Below are 14,559 nucleotides of genomic sequence, written 5' to 3'. Positions count from 1 at the left end.
TCCGCCTCGTAATTCTGCTGTGGGCGAACGCGCGCCTACGGGGGCGGCGAAAGTCGCAAGCAAGGGCAAAAAGGAAAGCGGAAGTGCATCTTCCGAATCTGCGGAATCCTCCACGTCTGCCGCAAAGACGCCGAAGCCGGTCACCAAGGCTGCGGCGAAGGCGGTCGCCAAGAAGCCGGAATCCCGCACTGCCCTCGTCCGCCGTGCCCGCCGCATCAACCGCGAGCTCGCCGAGGTCTACCCCTACGCCCACCCCGAGCTCGACTTCGAGAATCCCTTCGAGCTCCTGGTCGCCACGGTCCTCTCCGCCCAGACGACGGACCTGCGCGTCAACCAGACCACCCCGGCCCTCTTCGCCGCCTACCCCACGCCGGAGGACATGGCGGCCGCCGACCCCGAGGCGCTGGAGCAGCTCATCCGGCCCACGGGCTTCTTCCGCGCCAAGGCCAGGTCGCTCATCGGCCTGTCCGCCGCCATCCGCGACCGCTTCGGCGGGGAGGTGCCCGGCCGCATAGAGGACCTCGTCAGCCTCCCCGGCGTCGGCCGCAAGACCGCCCACGTCGTCCTCGGCAATGCCTTCGGCAGGCCGGGGATCACCGTGGACACCCACTTCGGGCGGCTCGTGCGGCGCTGGAAGTGGACCGACGCCACCGACCCCGAGAAGGTCGAGGCGGAGATCTGCGCGCTCTTCCCCAAGAGCGAGTGGACCATGCTCTCGCACCGCGTCATCTTCCACGGCCGCCGCATCTGCCACTCCCGCCGGCCGGCCTGCGGTGCCTGCCCGATCGCTCCGCTCTGCCCCTCGTACGGGGAGGGCGAGACGGATCCCGAGAAGGCCAGCAAGCTCCTGAAGTACGAGAAGGGCGGCAAGCCCGGTCAGCGGCTCAAGCCCCCGCCCGACTACCCGGGCCTGCCGGCCCCGCCGCTGGGAGGCGACGCATGACGAGCACGTACGGTCGAGGAGCCACGGTCACCGCCGAGGGGCTGCCCGGGTGGCTGGAGCCCGTGGCGCGCGCCTCGGAGACGATCGAGCCCCATCAGCTCAGCCGCTTCCTGCCGCCGGAGACCGGCGGCCGGCAGTCCGCCGTGCTCGTCCTCTTCGGCGACGGCCCCAAGGGCCCGGAGCTGCTCCTCCTGGAGCGGGCCGGCACGCTGCGCTCGCACGCCGGGCAGCCGTCGTTCCCCGGCGGCGCCCTCGACCCGGAGGACGGCGACCCGGCCTCCGGCGGGCTGGTGCGCGCCGCCCTGCGCGAGGCGGAGGAGGAGACCGGGCTCGACCCCTCGGGGGTCCAGATCTTCGGTGTCCTGCCCCAGCTGTACATCCCGGTGAGCGGCTTCGTCGTCACCCCCGTCCTCGGCTGGTGGCGCGAGCCGACCCCGGTCAAGCCGGTCGACAAGGCCGAGACGGCCCGGGTCTTCACCGTCCCGGTGGCCCATCTGACCGATCCGGAGAACAGGGCCACCGCGATACACCCGAGCGGTCACACCGGCCCGGCCTTCCTGGTCGAGGACGCCCTCGTATGGGGCTTCACCGCAGGCGTGATCGACCGGATCCTGCACTACGCCGGATGGGAGCTCCCCTGGGACCGCGAACGGCAGGTCCCGCTGGACTGGCGTTCCTGACGGGCATGAGACGGTGATCCCGGCCCCCGCCGTCCCCCGGGCCGGCGACACCGCAGACGACATCATTGCGAGGCATACCCGGTGAACGTGCTGGACATCGTGCTGCTGATCGCCGCCGTGTGGTTCGCCGTCGTCGGCTACCGCCAGGGCTTCGTGGTCGGTGTGCTGTCGGTGATCGGGTTCCTCGGCGGCGGTCTCGTGGCGGTCTATCTGCTGCCCGTCATCTGGGACAGCGCCACCGGCGAGGCCACCCCGGGCACCGCCGCCGCCATAGCGGCCGTCGTCATCGTCATCGTGTGCGCCTCCGTCGGCCAGGCCGCCACCACCCACCTGGGCAACAAGCTCCGCCGCCACATCACCTGGTCCCCGGCCCGCGCCCTGGACGCCACGGGCGGCGCGCTCGTCAACGTCCTGGCGATGCTGCTGGTGGCCTGGCTGATCGGCTCCGCCCTCGCCGGCACCTCCCTGCCGACGCTCGGCAAGGAGGTCCGCAACTCCAAGGTGCTGCTCGGCGTCGCCCGGGTGGTGCCCCCGCAGGCCAACACCTGGTTCGCGGACTTCAGCACCGTCCTCGCGCAGAACGGTTTCCCGCAGGTCTTCGCGCCCTTCTCCACCGAGCCGATCACCAACGTGCCCGCCCCCGACCCCGCGCTCGCGGGCAGCCCCGTCGCCACGGCGGCCCAGCGCAGCATCGTCAAGGTCGTCGGCACCGCGCCCAGCTGCGGCAAGGTCCTGGAGGGCACCGGTTTCGTCTTCGCCCCGCAGCGGGTGATGACCAACGCCCACGTCGTCGGCGGCGTCGACGAGCCCACCGTGCAGGTCGGCGGCCGGGGCCGGCAGTACGAGGCGAAGGTCGTCCTCTACGACTGGAAGCGCGACATCGCCGTGCTGGACGTGCCGGACCTGGAAGCGCCCGAGCTGCGCTTCGCCGAGGCCGATGCGGAGAGCGGCAAGGGCGCCATCGTGGCGGGCTTCCCGGAGAACGGCTCCTACGACGTGCGCGCGGCGCGCGTCCGCAGCCGCGTCCAGGCGAACGGCCCGGACATCTACCGCCGCGGCAACGTCCGCCGCGATGTGTACTCGCTCTACACGATCGTCCGCCAGGGCAACTCCGGAGGGCCCCTGCTCACACCGGACGGCCGGGTCTACGGCGTGGTCTTCGCCAAGTCCCTCGACGACGCCGAGACCGGCTACGCCCTCACGGCGGACGAGGTGCGTGGCGACGCCACCAGCGGCCGCCGGGCGACCGAGCGGGTCAACACCCAGGGCTGCGCCCTCTGAGGCCCTCCTGAGGAGCCTTCGGGGAGTTCGCTGCGGGTGCTGCCCGGGGGCGACCTGCTTGCCGGGGTCGCCCCGGGCCCACGCGCACCGGCCGGGCGAGGTGCACCGGCCGGGTGGTCAGCGGCTGCGCAGCCGGCGGCTGCGCGGTCAGCGGCTGCGCGGGTGATGGCGAAGCCGCGCCGACACCCAGCGGGCGCGGCGGCGGATGATGCGCGGAATGCCGATGCGCGGATCGTGCCCGGCGGACGGCCGGTGCTCACCCCTTCCGGCCCTCTCCGGCAGCTCGCTCACGATCAGCGCGGCGTCGCCCTCGGCGCCCCGCTCCTGAGTCACGTCACGGTAGTCGTGCGTCCAGCCCATACCGTGCTCTGTGCCCGGGCCGAAAGGTCGGTAATCGCCCAGGGGTCCCTCAGTTGGCCTATGCGCCGGGCAATTGGCCGTTCGAAGAACGGACGTTCCTGACCGCTGTGCGGTGCGGGGGACGTGCCCGGGCGGGCTGTCACCTGCCCGGAACCTGCCCGGAACCTGCCCGGAACCGGCCCGGCCGGAGGCCTTCCGGCCGCCCGCTACCGGTCCGGCTCGGGGTCCTTGAGCCAGTTCACGAGCTCCGTCGAGAACGCCACCGGATCCTCCTCGTGGGGGAAGTGGCCCAGCCCGTCGAACAGCCGCCAGCGGTACGGCGCCTCCACATACTCCCCGGAGCCCGCGGCGCTGCGCGTACGCATCACCGGATCGAGGGAACCGTGCAGATGCAGCGTCGGCACCCGTACGGGCCGCTTCATGCGCCGGTTGAACTGGATGCCGTCCGGGCGCGCCATCGACCGCACCATCCAGCGGTACGGCTCGATCGAGCAGTGCGCCGTCGACGGGATCGTCATCGCCCGCCGGTAGGTGTCCACGGCCTCGTCCTCCGGCTGACCCGGTCCCGACCACTCCCGCACCAGGCGTCCCACCAGTGCCGCGTCGTCGGCGACCAGCCGCCGTTCCGGGATCCACGGCCGCTGGAAGCCCCAGATGTGGCTGCCGGCCGAGCTCTGCTTGGGGTCGGCGAGCATCGCCGAGCGCCAGCGGCGCGGGTGCGGCATGGAGGAGACCGCGAGCCTGCGGACCAGCTTGGGCCGCATCACGGCCGCCGTCCACGCCAGGTAGCCGCCGAGGTCGTGGCCGACCAGCGCGGCGTCCGGCTCGCCCAGGGAGCGGATCACGCCCGTGATGTCGAGGGCGAGGTTGGCCGGGTCGTAGCCCCGCGGCGTACGGTCGCTGCCGCCCACCCCGCGCAGGTCCATGGCCACGGCCCGGAACCCCGCCTCGGCGAGCGCGGGCAGCTGGTGGCGCCACGTCCACCAGAACTGCGGGAAGCCGTGCAGCAGCAGGACCAGCGGCCCTTCGCCCATCTCGGCGATGTGGAACCGCGCGCCGTTCGCCGCGACGTCCCGGTGGGCCCAGGGCCCCTCGGGACGTACGACCGAGGTGGCGGAACCCCCCGGGACGCCCGTCGGAACCGGCCCCCGCAGGGCCGGGCCCGCCGGGCCTGCCGGGGAGACCGGGGAAGCGGGGTCGGGCGACGCGGTCGCTGCGGGGGTCTCGGGCACCGTCATACGGTCGAGCGTGTCACAGATGCGTCGGCGGGGCTCGTGTCGGTGAGAGGACGCGGGTGCGGTTTGACGGTGCCCAGCACCGCGGCCGTCTGCTTCGCCGAGGCGATGCTCTTCTCGGGCTTGCTCACCTTCTTGAACTTGGCCACCGCCAGCAGCCCGAGCAGCGCCGCGATCAGCAGGAACGCACCACCGACGATCAGGAACGACCAGGCGAGCCCGAGGCCCAGGTTGTGGATGCCGTACGCGGCCGCGAAGCTGAGCACGGGCAGTGAGAAGAGCGCGAGCGTCCCGGCCGCGCCGATCGCGCCACCGCCGATGCCGACCCGCTTGACGTCCTGCCGCAGCTCGGCCTTGGCCAGTGCGATCTCGTCGTGCACCAGCGCGGACAGCTCGGTGGTGGCCGTAGCCACCAGCTGGCCGAGAGTGCGGTTCGCACCGTTCGCACCGTCGTCGGCTGCGCTCATCGGCTGCTCCCTCATCTTCGTCGCCACGTCATCCGCGGGCTTTCGGCGGATGTAAAGACTCTCAGATCATGCCGGACCATCGTCACGGGTGGTGTGCCCGGAGGCGACTTCGGCCAGCCTGCGGTGCTCGGCGGCCTTCGCCTCCAGGATCGCCGCCATCCGCAGGTGGTAGGCCGGGTTGTCCTGTTCGTAGATGTCGGGGATGCCGTCCTGGTCGTCGTCGCGGTCCTCGTCCGCGCACAGTTTCTTGTACTTGTTGTCGCGCAGCTTGAGCAGGACGCTCGCCACGACCGCGGCGATCAGCGACCCGACGAGCACGGCCGCCTTGACCTCGTCGGCCAGGACCGGGTCCGTGCCGAAGGCCAGCTCGCCGATCAGCAGCGAGACCGTGAAGCCGATGCCCGCGAGCGAGGCGACGGCCAGCACGTCGGGCCACTTCAGGTCCGGGTTGAGCTCGGCCCGGGTGAACCGGGCCGCGAGCCACGTCCCGCCGAAGACGCCGACCGCCTTGCCGACCACCAGACCGAGGACGACACCCAGCGTCTCGGGCTTGGTGAAGACGTCCGACAGCGCGCCGCCGGAGACCACCACGCCCGCCGAGAACAGCGCGAAGAGCGGCACCGCCAGCCCCGCCGAGAGCGGGCGGACGAGGTGCTCGATGTGCTCGCCGGGGGAGTGCCGCTCGCCCTCGTGGCGGTGGCAGCGCAGCATCAGGCCCATGGCCACGCCCGCGATGGTCGCGTGGACGCCGCTGTTGTACATCAGGGCCCAGTTGACGACCGCCAGCGGCACGTAGACGTACCAGCCGCGGACGCCCTTGCGCAGCAGGAGCCAGAAGACGGCCAGGCCCAGCACGGCGCCGCCGAGGGCCGCGAAGTTCAGGCCCGAGGTGAAGAAGACCGCGATGATCAGGATCGCGAACAGGTCGTCGACGACGGCGAGGGTGAGCAGGAACGCGCGCAGCGCCGAGGGCAGCGCCGTGCCGATGACGGCCAGGACGGCCAGGGCGAAGGCGATGTCGGTGGCGGTGGGCACCGCCCAGCCGGCCGTGGAACCGTTTCCGCCGGCGGCGACCGTGAGATAGACGATCGCGGGCATGGCCATGCCGCAGATCGCGGCGACGACGGGCAGCACCGCCGCCTTGGGATCGCGCAGCTCGCCGGCGACCAGCTCGCGCTTGAGCTCGATGCCCGCGACGAAGAAGAAGACGGCGAGCAGGCCGTCGGCCGCCCAGTGCTGGACGGAGAGGTCCAGCCCCAGCGAGCCCGGCCCGAAGTGGAAGTCGCGCACGGTCTCGTAGCTGTCGCGCAGCGGGGTGTTCGCCCAGATCAGCGCGGCGACGGCGGCGACGAGCAGGAGCACGCCGCCCACGGTCTCGGTACGCAGGGCGTCGGCGAGGAAGTTCCGCTCGGGCAGCGGCAACCGGCCGAGGAATACGGAACGGCGGTTCTTGGGCGCGGCCACGGCGGGGGACCTCCAGGGTCGTCGGGTACACGTGTGCTGTGTGCCGACCAGACTTCCCGGCGCGCCTCTGATTCTTGTCGCATTTTTTACGCGACCACTCCTTACCTTAACCGGAACGAGTGACTCGAAACGAGCGAAAGGGCGCCCGGCTGCCGCCGGGCGCCCTTCCTGAGGACCACTGTTCCTCCGGTCAGTCCTCGCTGGAGGCGGCGGGGAGCTGGGACTGGATGAGGTCCATGACCGAGGAGTCGGTCAGGGTGGTGACGTCGCCCAGGGTGCGGTTCTCCGCGATGTCGCGCAGGAGCCGGCGCATGATCTTGCCCGAGCGGGTCTTGGGCAGCTCGGCGACCGGGAGGATCCGCTTGGGCTTGGCGATCGGGCCGAGCTGCTTGGCGACGTGCGCCCGCAGCTCCTCGACCAGCCCTTCCTCCCCGGCGTCGGCGCCGCCGCGCAGGATGACGAAGGCGCAGATCGCCTGGGTCGTCTGCGGGTCGGCAGCGCCGACGACGGCCGCCTCGGCGACCTTCGGGTGCGAGACGAGGGCGGATTCGACCTCGGTGGTGGAGATGTTGTGGCCGGAGACGAGCATGACGTCGTCCACGCGGCCGAGCAGCCAGATGTCGCCGTCGTCGTCCTTCTTGGCGCCGTCGCCCGCGAAGTACTTGCCCTCGAAGCGGGACCAGTAGGTGTCGAGGTAGCGCTGGTCGTCGCCCCAGATGGTGCGGAGCATCGAGGGCCACGGCTCGGTGAGGACGAGATAGCCGCCGTGGCCGTCGGGCACCTCGTGGGCCTCGTCGTCGACGACGGTGGCGGCGATGCCGGGGAGCGGGACCTGTGCCGAGCCCGGCTTGGTCTCGGTGACGCCGGGCAGCGGGCTGATCATGATGCTGCCGGTCTCCGTCTGCCACCAGGTGTCGACCACCGGGGTGCGGTCGGCGCCGATGTGCTTGCGGTACCAGACCCAGGCCTCGGGGTTGATGGGCTCGCCGACCGAGCCGAGGATGCGCAGGCTGGACAGGTCGAACTTGGCCGGGATGTCGTCGCCCCACTTCATGGCGGCGCGGATCGCGGTCGGCGCGGTGTAGAGGATCGTGACGCCGTACTTCTGGACGATCTCCCACCAGCGACCCTGGTGCGGGCTGTCGGGCGTGCCCTCGTAGAGCACTTCGGTGGCGCCGTTGCTGAGCGGGCCGTAGACGATGTACGAGTGGCCGGTGACCCAGCCGACGTCGGCGGTGCACCAGAACACGTCCGACTCGGGCTTGAGGTCGAAGACGGCGTGGTGGGTGTACGACGCCTGGGTGAGATAGCCGCCGGTGGTGTGCAGGATGCCCTTCGGCTTCCCCGTGGTGCCCGAGGTGTAGAGGATGAAGAGCGGGTGCTCCGCGTCGAACGCCTGCGGCGTGTGCTGCTCGGGCTGGCGGTCGACGAGGTCGTGCCACCACACGTCACGGCCCTCGGTCCAGCCGATGCCGTCCTGGCCGGTGCGCCGGACCACGAGGACGCTGCGGACGTTCTCCGTGCCGGGGCGCGTGAGGGCCTCGTCCACGGCGGGCTTGAGGGCGGAGGGCTTGCCGCGGCGGTAGCCGCCGTCGGCGGTGATGACGACGCGGGCGTCGGCGTCGTTGATGCGCGTGGCGAGGGCGTCGGCGGAGAAGCCGCCGAAGACCAGCGAGTGCGGGGCGCCGATGCGGGCGCAGGCGAGCATCGAGACGACGGCCTCGGGGATCATCGGCAGGTAGATGGCGACCCGGTCGCCCGCCTTCACGCCCAGCTCGGTGAGGGCGTGGGCGGCCTTGGAGACCTCGCGCTGGAGGTCGGCGTAGGTGATGGTGCGGGTGTCGCCGGGCTCGCCCTCGAAGTGCAGCGCGACGCGGTCGCCCAGGCCGTTCTCCACGTGGCGGTCGACGCAGTTGTACGCGACGTTGAGCTTGCCGTCGGCGAACCACTTGGCGAACGGGGGGTTCGACCAGTCGAGGGTCTCGGTCGGCTCGGTCTCCCAGCTCAGGCGGCGGGCCTGCGCGGCCCAGAAGCCCAGCCGGTCAGCCTTCGCCTGCTCGTACGCCTCCGCGGTGACGTTGGCGCTCGCGGCCAGGGCGGCAGGCGGTGCGAAGCGGCGCTCCTCCTTCAAGAGGTTGGCCAGGCTCTCGTTGCTCACAACATCTCCCTTTCCCAGGGTGCCCGTTGGGTGACCGTGCTGTGCCCGGTGGGTGCCCGTAGTGTCCCGGGGCATAGCTCACCAGCCCGGGGCACGCCCTGACAAGGGCTGTTGGTAAAAATTGGTTTAGACCTGTAGAAAGCCTGACGGTCGGGCCGGGCGGCGCAGGGATCAGACGGCGTCGAGGACCTCGGGGCGTACCGCCGTGAAGGTGCGCGAGGGCGGGTCCAGTACGTAGGCCTGGGCCTCGCCCACGTGGAAGTACATGCCGTGGAGCTGGAGCGAGCCCTCGGCCACCCGGCGGGCGACGCAGTCGTGGGCCATCAGGTGGTCGAGCTGCTGCATCACGTTGACGAGCGCGAGCCGTTCGAGGGCGTCCGCCACGGGACGGTCCGCCATCGCCACCTCGCCGCGGCCGAGCCGCCCGATCCGCTGCATTCTGGCCAGGCTCGGACGGCCGTGCCGCAGCCAGCGCACGAGAGGCGTCTGCGGGTCGGCAGGGGCTTTACTGCGGGAGGCCGCGGCGCCGGGTGCCATGCCATCGCCGCCGCGGCCCGCGGCACTCCGGCCCGTGGTGCCCTGGACGGCCGAGTCGAGCAGCGCCTGCATCGCGCCGCACCCCGAGTGCCCGCACACGGTGATGCTGCTGACCTTCAGCACCTCGACCGCGTACTCCACTGCGGCGCCGACGGAGTCGCAGGAGCCGTCCGTGGCGGGCGGCGGGATCAGATTGCCCACGTTGCGCACGGTGAAGAGGTCGCCCGGACCGCTGGAGGTGATCATGCTGGTGACCAGCCGGGAGTCGGCGCAGGTGAGGAAGAGCTGCGTCGGGCACTGGCCCTCGCGGGCGAGCCGCGCCAGCTCGTCCCGTACGAGCGGGGCGGTGTTGCGCTGGAATGCGCTCACTCCGCCCAGAAGTTGCTGCCCGCCGCCCGGCGCGGGGGCGTCCACCGGAACGGCGGGCCGGGTGCAGTGGTGATTGCGCCACGGCGTCCAGGGGCGGCACGCGTGCGTGCTGACGGGCTCGGCGATCGGCCGCCCGCCGCGGCCCCTGAGCGTGACCCATCCGCCCCGCGCGCGATGGGCATTGGTCCACGACTGCAGCGTGTCGTACGCGGTGTGGTCCATGAAGGAGCCGCCCAGCTCGACGATCACTACGGCTCCCGCCGGGATCTGGGCGAGCGCGCGGCTCAGCCGCGGAACCGCCAGGAACGTCAACTGACCGCTGACGCGGACCATGTGGGCGGCGCCGTCCTGCTCCACGGTGATGCGCGTGTAGGCGAGCCGCCGCAGGGAGAAGAACGCCGTGACCACGATGCCGGCGGCGACCCCCTGCAGGACGCCGAACAGCACCACGGCCCCGAGCGTGGACGCGTACATGGGGAACTCGCGGTGCCGCTGTACGTGCTTGATGTGCGCGAAGCTCACCATCTTCACTCCCACCACCATGACCAGAGCGGCCAGGGCCGCCAGCGGGATCAGCTCCAGGACCGTCGTGAGCAGGCCTGCGCAGAGCAGCACCCACAACCCGTGCAGCACGGTGGACTTGCGGGAGGCGGCACCCGCCTCCACGTTCGCCGATCCGCGGATCGCGCCGCCGGCGATCGGCAGGCCGCCCAGGAGCCCGGAGACGACGTTGGCGGCGCCCTGGCCGGCGAGTTCGCGGTCGAGGTCGGCCGGGCCCTCCTGCATGCCTGCGCGCTCGGCGCGCAGCCGGTCCACGGCCACGGCGGACAGCAGGGATTCCATGCTCGCCACGAGCGTCACCGTCAGCACGGCCGCGAAGATGCCCAGCACCGGCCCGTCCGGCAGGGCGGGCAGCGCCTGCAACCGCCACTCGGGGAGGGAGACGCGGGGCACGGGCATGCCGGTGCTCACTCCGGTGGCGGCGGCCACGGCGGCGAGGGGGGCGGGGACCGTGCGCAGCCACTGCCCGGCCCGGCCGGGCAGCCGGGGCCAGGCCACCAGCACGGCCGCGGTGACGGCTCCGACCAGCAGGGCCGGAGGGTGCGGATGGCTCAGCTCCGAGGGGAGCGCGGCCAGATTCTCCAGCGCGGAGCTGTTCGGGGTGTCGCCCAGGACGACGTGGAGCTGGCCGAGCGCGATCGTCACGCCGATGCCCGCGAGCACGCCGTGCACGATTGCCGGGCTGACCGCCAGTGCACCGCGAGCCACCCGGGCGGCGCCGAGGGCGAATTGCGTCAGGCCCGCGAGGGCCGTGATCGCGCAGGTGGCCCGCCAGCCGTACTGCCCGACCAGCTCGGCGGTCACCACGACCAGGCCTGTTGCGGCACCGCTGACCTGGAGCGGCGCGCCCCCCAGCAGGCCCGCGACGATGCCGCCGACCGCCGCCGCCACCAGCCCGGCCTGGAGCGGGGCGCCGGTGGCCAGCGCAATGCCCAGGGAGAGCGGGACGGCGATGAGGAAGATGACGAGGGAAGCGGACAGATCCCGGCGCCAGGTGGACTGGTCGGGGGCCTGCGGGCCGCTGCCTTCGGCTGCCGGCGGACGGTGTGTCGATGGGGGCTGAGGCTGCATGATCGTTCCCGTCTTCGTCGGGCGGCGCGAATGCGGTGAAGACGCGGCCGTGGACACGGCGCGCAGCGGCGGGAGCGGCTGCGGTGGCGGGCGTTAACTCAACTCTCGGTAAACGAATCGTAATGGAGAGTAAAGAGACAAGGAAAGTGTGACGGCTCGAATAAAGGCGCGGTTCCGTCTATCGAGTGAATTCGTCATTTCATCTGCTTGTCATTCCCGCGTGTTGGCTCCCCACGTGCGACGTTGAAGCGCCGAACCGGGCAGCAGCGAAGGCAGAGGTGGCTGATGGCCGCTGGATGGAAAGTGGCGCTGGGCGCTCTCGCGGCCCTCGCCCTGGTGACGGGTTCGGCCGGCTGCTCGGGCAATGCGGAGCCCGGGGAGCTGCGCGGCTCAGTGGACCCGGAGGCCGCCCGGCGGCCCGTCCGCCTCATCGGTGACGGCTCCACCGCGGACACGGGCCCCCAGCCCGGCCAGCCCGCCCCCGACCGTCTGCAGCCCGGCCACAGGCCGCCGCAGTTCGTCGTCTTCTCCTGGGACGGCGCGGGCGAGGACGGGCAGCACCTGTTCTCGCACTTCCGCCGCGTCGGCCAGAAGTACCACGCCACGATGACGTACTTCCTCAGCGGCGTGTACATGCTCCCCGCCGGGAAACGGCGGGTCTACAAACCGCCCCGGCACCGCGCCGGAGCCTCGGACATCGGCTTCAACACCGTCAAGGGCGTCAAGGACACCGTCGAACAGCTCCGCGGCGCGTGGCTGGACGGCAACGAGATCGGCACGCACTTCAACGGACACTTCTGCGGGCCCGACCGGGGCGTCGGCACCTGGTCGCCCAAGGAGTGGGGGAGCGAGATCCGGCAGGCGCGCTCCCTCGTCCGGCGCTGGAAGACCAATACGGGCCTGAAGGAGGAGGAGCCGCTGCCCTTCGACTACGCCAAGGAGCTCGTCGGCGGCCGCGCCCCGTGCCTCGAAGGCCAGCGCAACCTCATCAAGGCCGCGAGGACCATGGGCTTCCGCTACGACGCGAGCTCCGTGGGCGGCCGTCAGGTCTGGCCGCACAAGATCGAGGGCCTCTGGGACTTCCCCCTGCAGGACATCCCGGTCCCCGGGCGGGGCTTCGAGACCCTCTCGATGGACTACAACTTCCTTGCCAACCAGTCCGGGACGACACGCGGCGACCGTGCCCTCCACCGCGCCTGGGGCAAGCAGATGCGCGACGGCCTGCTCTCGGGATTCCGCCGCGCCTACCGCGGCAACAGGGCGCCCTTCTTCATCGGCGACCACTTCGAGTCCTGGAACGGCGGCACCTATATGCGGGCGGTGGAGAGCACCATCAAATCCGTCTGCACGAAGGAGGAGGTGCGCTGCGTGTCCTTCAGGCAACTGGCCGACTGGCTCGATGCGCAGGACAGCAGGCTCCTCGCGGAACTGCGCAAACTCGACGTGGGCAAGGCGCCCAAGGGCGGCTGGGAGCGCTTCCCCGCCGCCCAGCGCGTCAGGCGGGCTGCGGGCTAGTCGCCCAGCGCTCGTCCAGGACGAAGGCGGGGTCGACCTGAGCCGCCAGGTCGGCGCCCGTCTTCGCGTTGCCCCAGCTCTCCGCGTTCTTCAGGTGGAAGTGCACCATCTGGCGGGTGTAGCGCTGCCAGTCCCGCAGTTCGTACGAGCCGTCCGCCGTCTCGCGCAGGGTCCGCAGCGCCTGGTGGTTGTGCTCTTCGAGCAGGCCGAAGCGGGGCGGCCGGCCCTTCTCCATCGCCCGCACCCAGTCGGAGTGGCCGAAGGTCACCAGCAGGTCCTCGCCCACCTCCTCGCGCAGGAAGTCGACGTCGTCCGGGCCCTGGACCTTGTTGCCCACGACCTTCAGGCAGACGCCGAAGTCGCGTGCGTACTCCTTGTACTGCCGGTAGACGGACACGCCCTTGCGGGTGGGCTCCGCGACCAGGAACGTCATGTCGAAACGGGTGAACATGCCCGAGGCGAAGGAGTCGCTTCCGGCCGTCATGTCGACCACGACGTACTCGCCGGGGCCGTCCACCAGGTGGTTCAGGCACAGCTCGACCGCCCCGACCTTGGAGTGGTAGCAGGCGACCCCGAGGTCGGATTCGGTGAAGGGACCCGTCACCATCAGCCGCACGGCGCCGCCGTCGAGCTCGACGGGCCGGGCGCACGCGTCGTAGACCGGGTTGTCCTCACCGATCCGCAGCAGGCGCGAGCCCTCGCCCGGAGGAGTCGTTTTGATCATGGTCTCGGCGGAGGTGATGCGCGGATTGCTGCCGCGCAGATAGTTCTTGATCAGGGGCAGCTGAGCGCCCATCGCGGGCAGTGCGGAGGTCTCCTCCTCGTCCAGCCCGAGCGCCGCGCCGAGGTGCTGGTTGATGTCGGCGTCCACGGCGACGACGGGGGCGCGGTCAGCGGCGAGGTGGCGGATGAACAGCGAGGACAGCGTGGTCTTGCCGCTGCCGCCCTTCCCTACGAAAGCGATCTTCATGTTCACCAAGCGTAGGTGTGAGGGTGCACGGAGTGAGAGCTGCGCGTGAAGAAGACCACTCGTTCGAGGGGTGTAGACCCGAAGTGCGTACTGTCTTACGCATGAGTACGACTGCCGATCCGCTCGCCGCCCTGGCCTCGCTCCCCGGAGTGGCCGACTCCGTGGACTCCGTGCGCAAAGCCGTGGACCGCGCCTACGGGCACCGGGTGATGCGCCGCCGCAGCAACGAGATCACCTCCGAGGCCGCGCTGCGCGGCGCGCGCGGCTCGGCCGCGCTGTCCGGCGCCGACTGGGCGCTCGAAGAGGTGCGCCGCCGCACCGACTTCGGTGTCGAAGGCGAGGCGCGGACCGTGGGTGCGGCCCTCCGGCTGACCGCCGAGGCCGGGCAGCTGCTGAGCGTGTGGCGGCAGTCCCCGCTGCGGGTGCTGGCCAGGCTGCACCTGGTGGCCGCGGGCGGGACGCGGCCGGACGAGACGGTGGGCCGCCCCCGGCTGGCCGGTGAGCCGGTCGAGGAGCCGCTGGTCCGGCTGGCGGTGCCCAGCGCGTCGGAGGTGGCCGGGCGGCTGGAGGGCCTGGCGGGGCTCCTCCTCGCGGGGACCGAGGCGCCCGCGCTGGTGACGGCGGCCGTGGTGCACGGCGAGCTGCTCGCCCTGCGCCCCTTCGGTTCGTGCAACGGACTCGTGGCCCGGGCGGCCGAGCGGATCGTGCTGGTGGGCAGCGGCCTCGACCCCAAGTCGATCTGCCCGGCCGAGGTGGGCCACGCCGAGCTCGGCGCGGAGGCGTACATGACGGCCCTCGACGGTTATGCCTCCGGGACGCCGGAGGGCGTCGGGGCCTGGATCGCGCACTGCGGCCGCGCGGTCGAGCTCGGCGTGCGGGAGAGCACGGCGGTGTGCGAGGCGCTCCAGCGCGGGGCCGCCTGAACGGCGGAAGGCGCCGGACATGGTT

The 14,559-nt window shown here is 71.8% G+C and carries 12 protein-coding genes; 5 read left to right on the top strand and 7 right to left on the bottom strand.

What is annotated here, in order from left to right; genetic code table 11:
- Window positions 1-19 precede the first annotated feature (19 nt).
- The 3 genes from nth (at window position 20) to ACFPP6_RS10670 (ending at window position 2,904) form a co-directional block, all read left to right on the top strand.
- Complete coding sequence (gene nth / locus ACFPP6_RS10680; protein ID WP_382039516.1) at window positions 20-943, top strand: endonuclease III; 924 nt, start codon at window positions 20-22, stop codon at window positions 941-943.
- On the top strand, window positions 940-1,623 hold the full coding sequence (locus ACFPP6_RS10675) for an NUDIX hydrolase (protein WP_382039513.1): 684 nt from the start codon (window positions 940-942) through the stop codon (window positions 1,621-1,623). Before nth ends, ACFPP6_RS10675 begins: the two co-directional genes overlap by 4 nt.
- An 81-nt stretch (window positions 1,624-1,704) precedes the next feature.
- A complete protein-coding gene (locus ACFPP6_RS10670; RefSeq protein WP_382039510.1) occupies window positions 1,705-2,904 on the top strand; it encodes a MarP family serine protease in 1,200 nt (399 codons plus the stop codon).
- Window positions 2,905-3,051: 147 nt separating this feature from the next.
- Here the strand turns inward: ACFPP6_RS10670 and ACFPP6_RS10665 are convergent, their stop codons facing one another.
- The 6 genes from ACFPP6_RS10665 to ACFPP6_RS10640 form a co-directional block, all read right to left on the bottom strand.
- Window positions 3,052-3,264: a hypothetical protein gene (locus ACFPP6_RS10665; RefSeq protein ID WP_168093686.1), complete on the bottom strand. Its 213-nt coding sequence runs from the start codon at window positions 3,262-3,264 to the stop codon at window positions 3,052-3,054.
- 206 nt (window positions 3,265-3,470) lie between these two features.
- Complete coding sequence (locus ACFPP6_RS10660; protein ID WP_382039505.1) at window positions 3,471-4,502, bottom strand: alpha/beta fold hydrolase; 1,032 nt, start codon at window positions 4,500-4,502, stop codon at window positions 3,471-3,473.
- Window positions 4,499-4,966, bottom strand: a complete 468-nt coding sequence (locus ACFPP6_RS10655; protein ID WP_058045547.1) for a phage holin family protein — start codon at window positions 4,964-4,966, stop codon at window positions 4,499-4,501. Before ACFPP6_RS10655 ends, ACFPP6_RS10660 begins: the two co-directional genes overlap by 4 nt.
- A 66-nt stretch (window positions 4,967-5,032) precedes the next feature.
- Entirely contained in the window at window positions 5,033-6,430 is a 1,398-nt protein-coding gene (gene nhaA, locus ACFPP6_RS10650; RefSeq protein WP_382039503.1) for a Na+/H+ antiporter NhaA, read from the bottom strand.
- A 190-nt stretch (window positions 6,431-6,620) separates the two neighbouring features.
- Window positions 6,621-8,588 (bottom strand): acetate--CoA ligase, encoded by a 1,968-nt coding sequence (acs, locus tag ACFPP6_RS10645; RefSeq protein WP_382039500.1) that lies wholly within the window; start codon window positions 8,586-8,588, stop codon window positions 6,621-6,623.
- Window positions 8,589-8,759: 171 nt separating this feature from the next.
- The gene (locus tag ACFPP6_RS10640) at window positions 8,760-11,126 is read right to left on the bottom strand and encodes a SulP family inorganic anion transporter (RefSeq protein ID WP_382039498.1); all 2,367 of its coding nucleotides are present in this window, start codon (window positions 11,124-11,126) and stop codon (window positions 8,760-8,762) included.
- Window positions 11,127-11,411: 285 nt separating this feature from the next.
- On the opposite strand from ACFPP6_RS10640, the gene ACFPP6_RS10635 reads away from it, so the two are divergent.
- Complete coding sequence (locus ACFPP6_RS10635) at window positions 11,412-12,641, top strand: polysaccharide deacetylase family protein (RefSeq protein ID WP_382039495.1); 1,230 nt, start codon at window positions 11,412-11,414, stop codon at window positions 12,639-12,641.
- Here ACFPP6_RS10635 and ACFPP6_RS10630 read toward each other — a convergent pair.
- A complete protein-coding gene (locus tag ACFPP6_RS10630; RefSeq protein WP_382039493.1) occupies window positions 12,622-13,611 on the bottom strand; it encodes an ATP-binding protein in 990 nt (329 codons plus the stop codon). The genes ACFPP6_RS10635 and ACFPP6_RS10630 overlap by 20 nt on opposite strands.
- A gap of 101 nt (window positions 13,612-13,712) precedes the next feature.
- On the opposite strand from ACFPP6_RS10630, the gene ACFPP6_RS10625 reads away from it, so the two are divergent.
- Window positions 13,713-14,534: a Fic family protein gene (locus ACFPP6_RS10625; RefSeq protein WP_382039491.1), complete on the top strand. Its 822-nt coding sequence runs from the start codon at window positions 13,713-13,715 to the stop codon at window positions 14,532-14,534.
- Window positions 14,535-14,559: the final 25 nt, after the last annotated feature.

This window comes from Streptomyces aureoversilis, assembly GCF_042657885.1.
Taxonomy (GTDB): Bacteria; Actinomycetota; Actinomycetes; order Streptomycetales; family Streptomycetaceae; genus Streptomyces; species Streptomyces aureoversilis.
The sequence above is the reverse complement of the archived record's forward strand: the minus strand, read 5'-3'. Positions and strand labels throughout refer to the sequence as shown.

Bases quoted from the DNA above. Each gene is read 5' to 3' on its own strand.
- ACFPP6_RS10660 (WP_382039505.1), bottom strand. From the start codon at position 4,502: ATGACGGTGCCCGAGACCCCCGCAGCGACCGCGTCGCCCGACCCCGCT.
- ACFPP6_RS10625 (WP_382039491.1), top strand. From the start codon at position 13,713: ATGAGTACGACTGCCGATCCGCTCGCCGCCCTGGCCTCGCTCCCCGGA.
- ACFPP6_RS10675 (WP_382039513.1), top strand. From the start codon at position 940: ATGACGAGCACGTACGGTCGAGGAGCCACGGTCACCGCCGAGGGGCTG.
- ACFPP6_RS10665 (WP_168093686.1), bottom strand. From the start codon at position 3,264: ATGGGCTGGACGCACGACTACCGTGACGTGACTCAGGAGCGGGGCGCC.
- ACFPP6_RS10630 (WP_382039493.1), bottom strand. From the start codon at position 13,611: ATGAAGATCGCTTTCGTAGGGAAGGGCGGCAGCGGCAAGACCACGCTG.
- ACFPP6_RS10640 (WP_382039498.1), bottom strand. From the start codon at position 11,126: ATGCAGCCTCAGCCCCCATCGACACACCGTCCGCCGGCAGCCGAAGGC.
- ACFPP6_RS10635 (WP_382039495.1), top strand. From the start codon at position 11,412: ATGGCCGCTGGATGGAAAGTGGCGCTGGGCGCTCTCGCGGCCCTCGCC.
- ACFPP6_RS10655 (WP_058045547.1), bottom strand. From the start codon at position 4,966: ATGAGCGCAGCCGACGACGGTGCGAACGGTGCGAACCGCACTCTCGGC.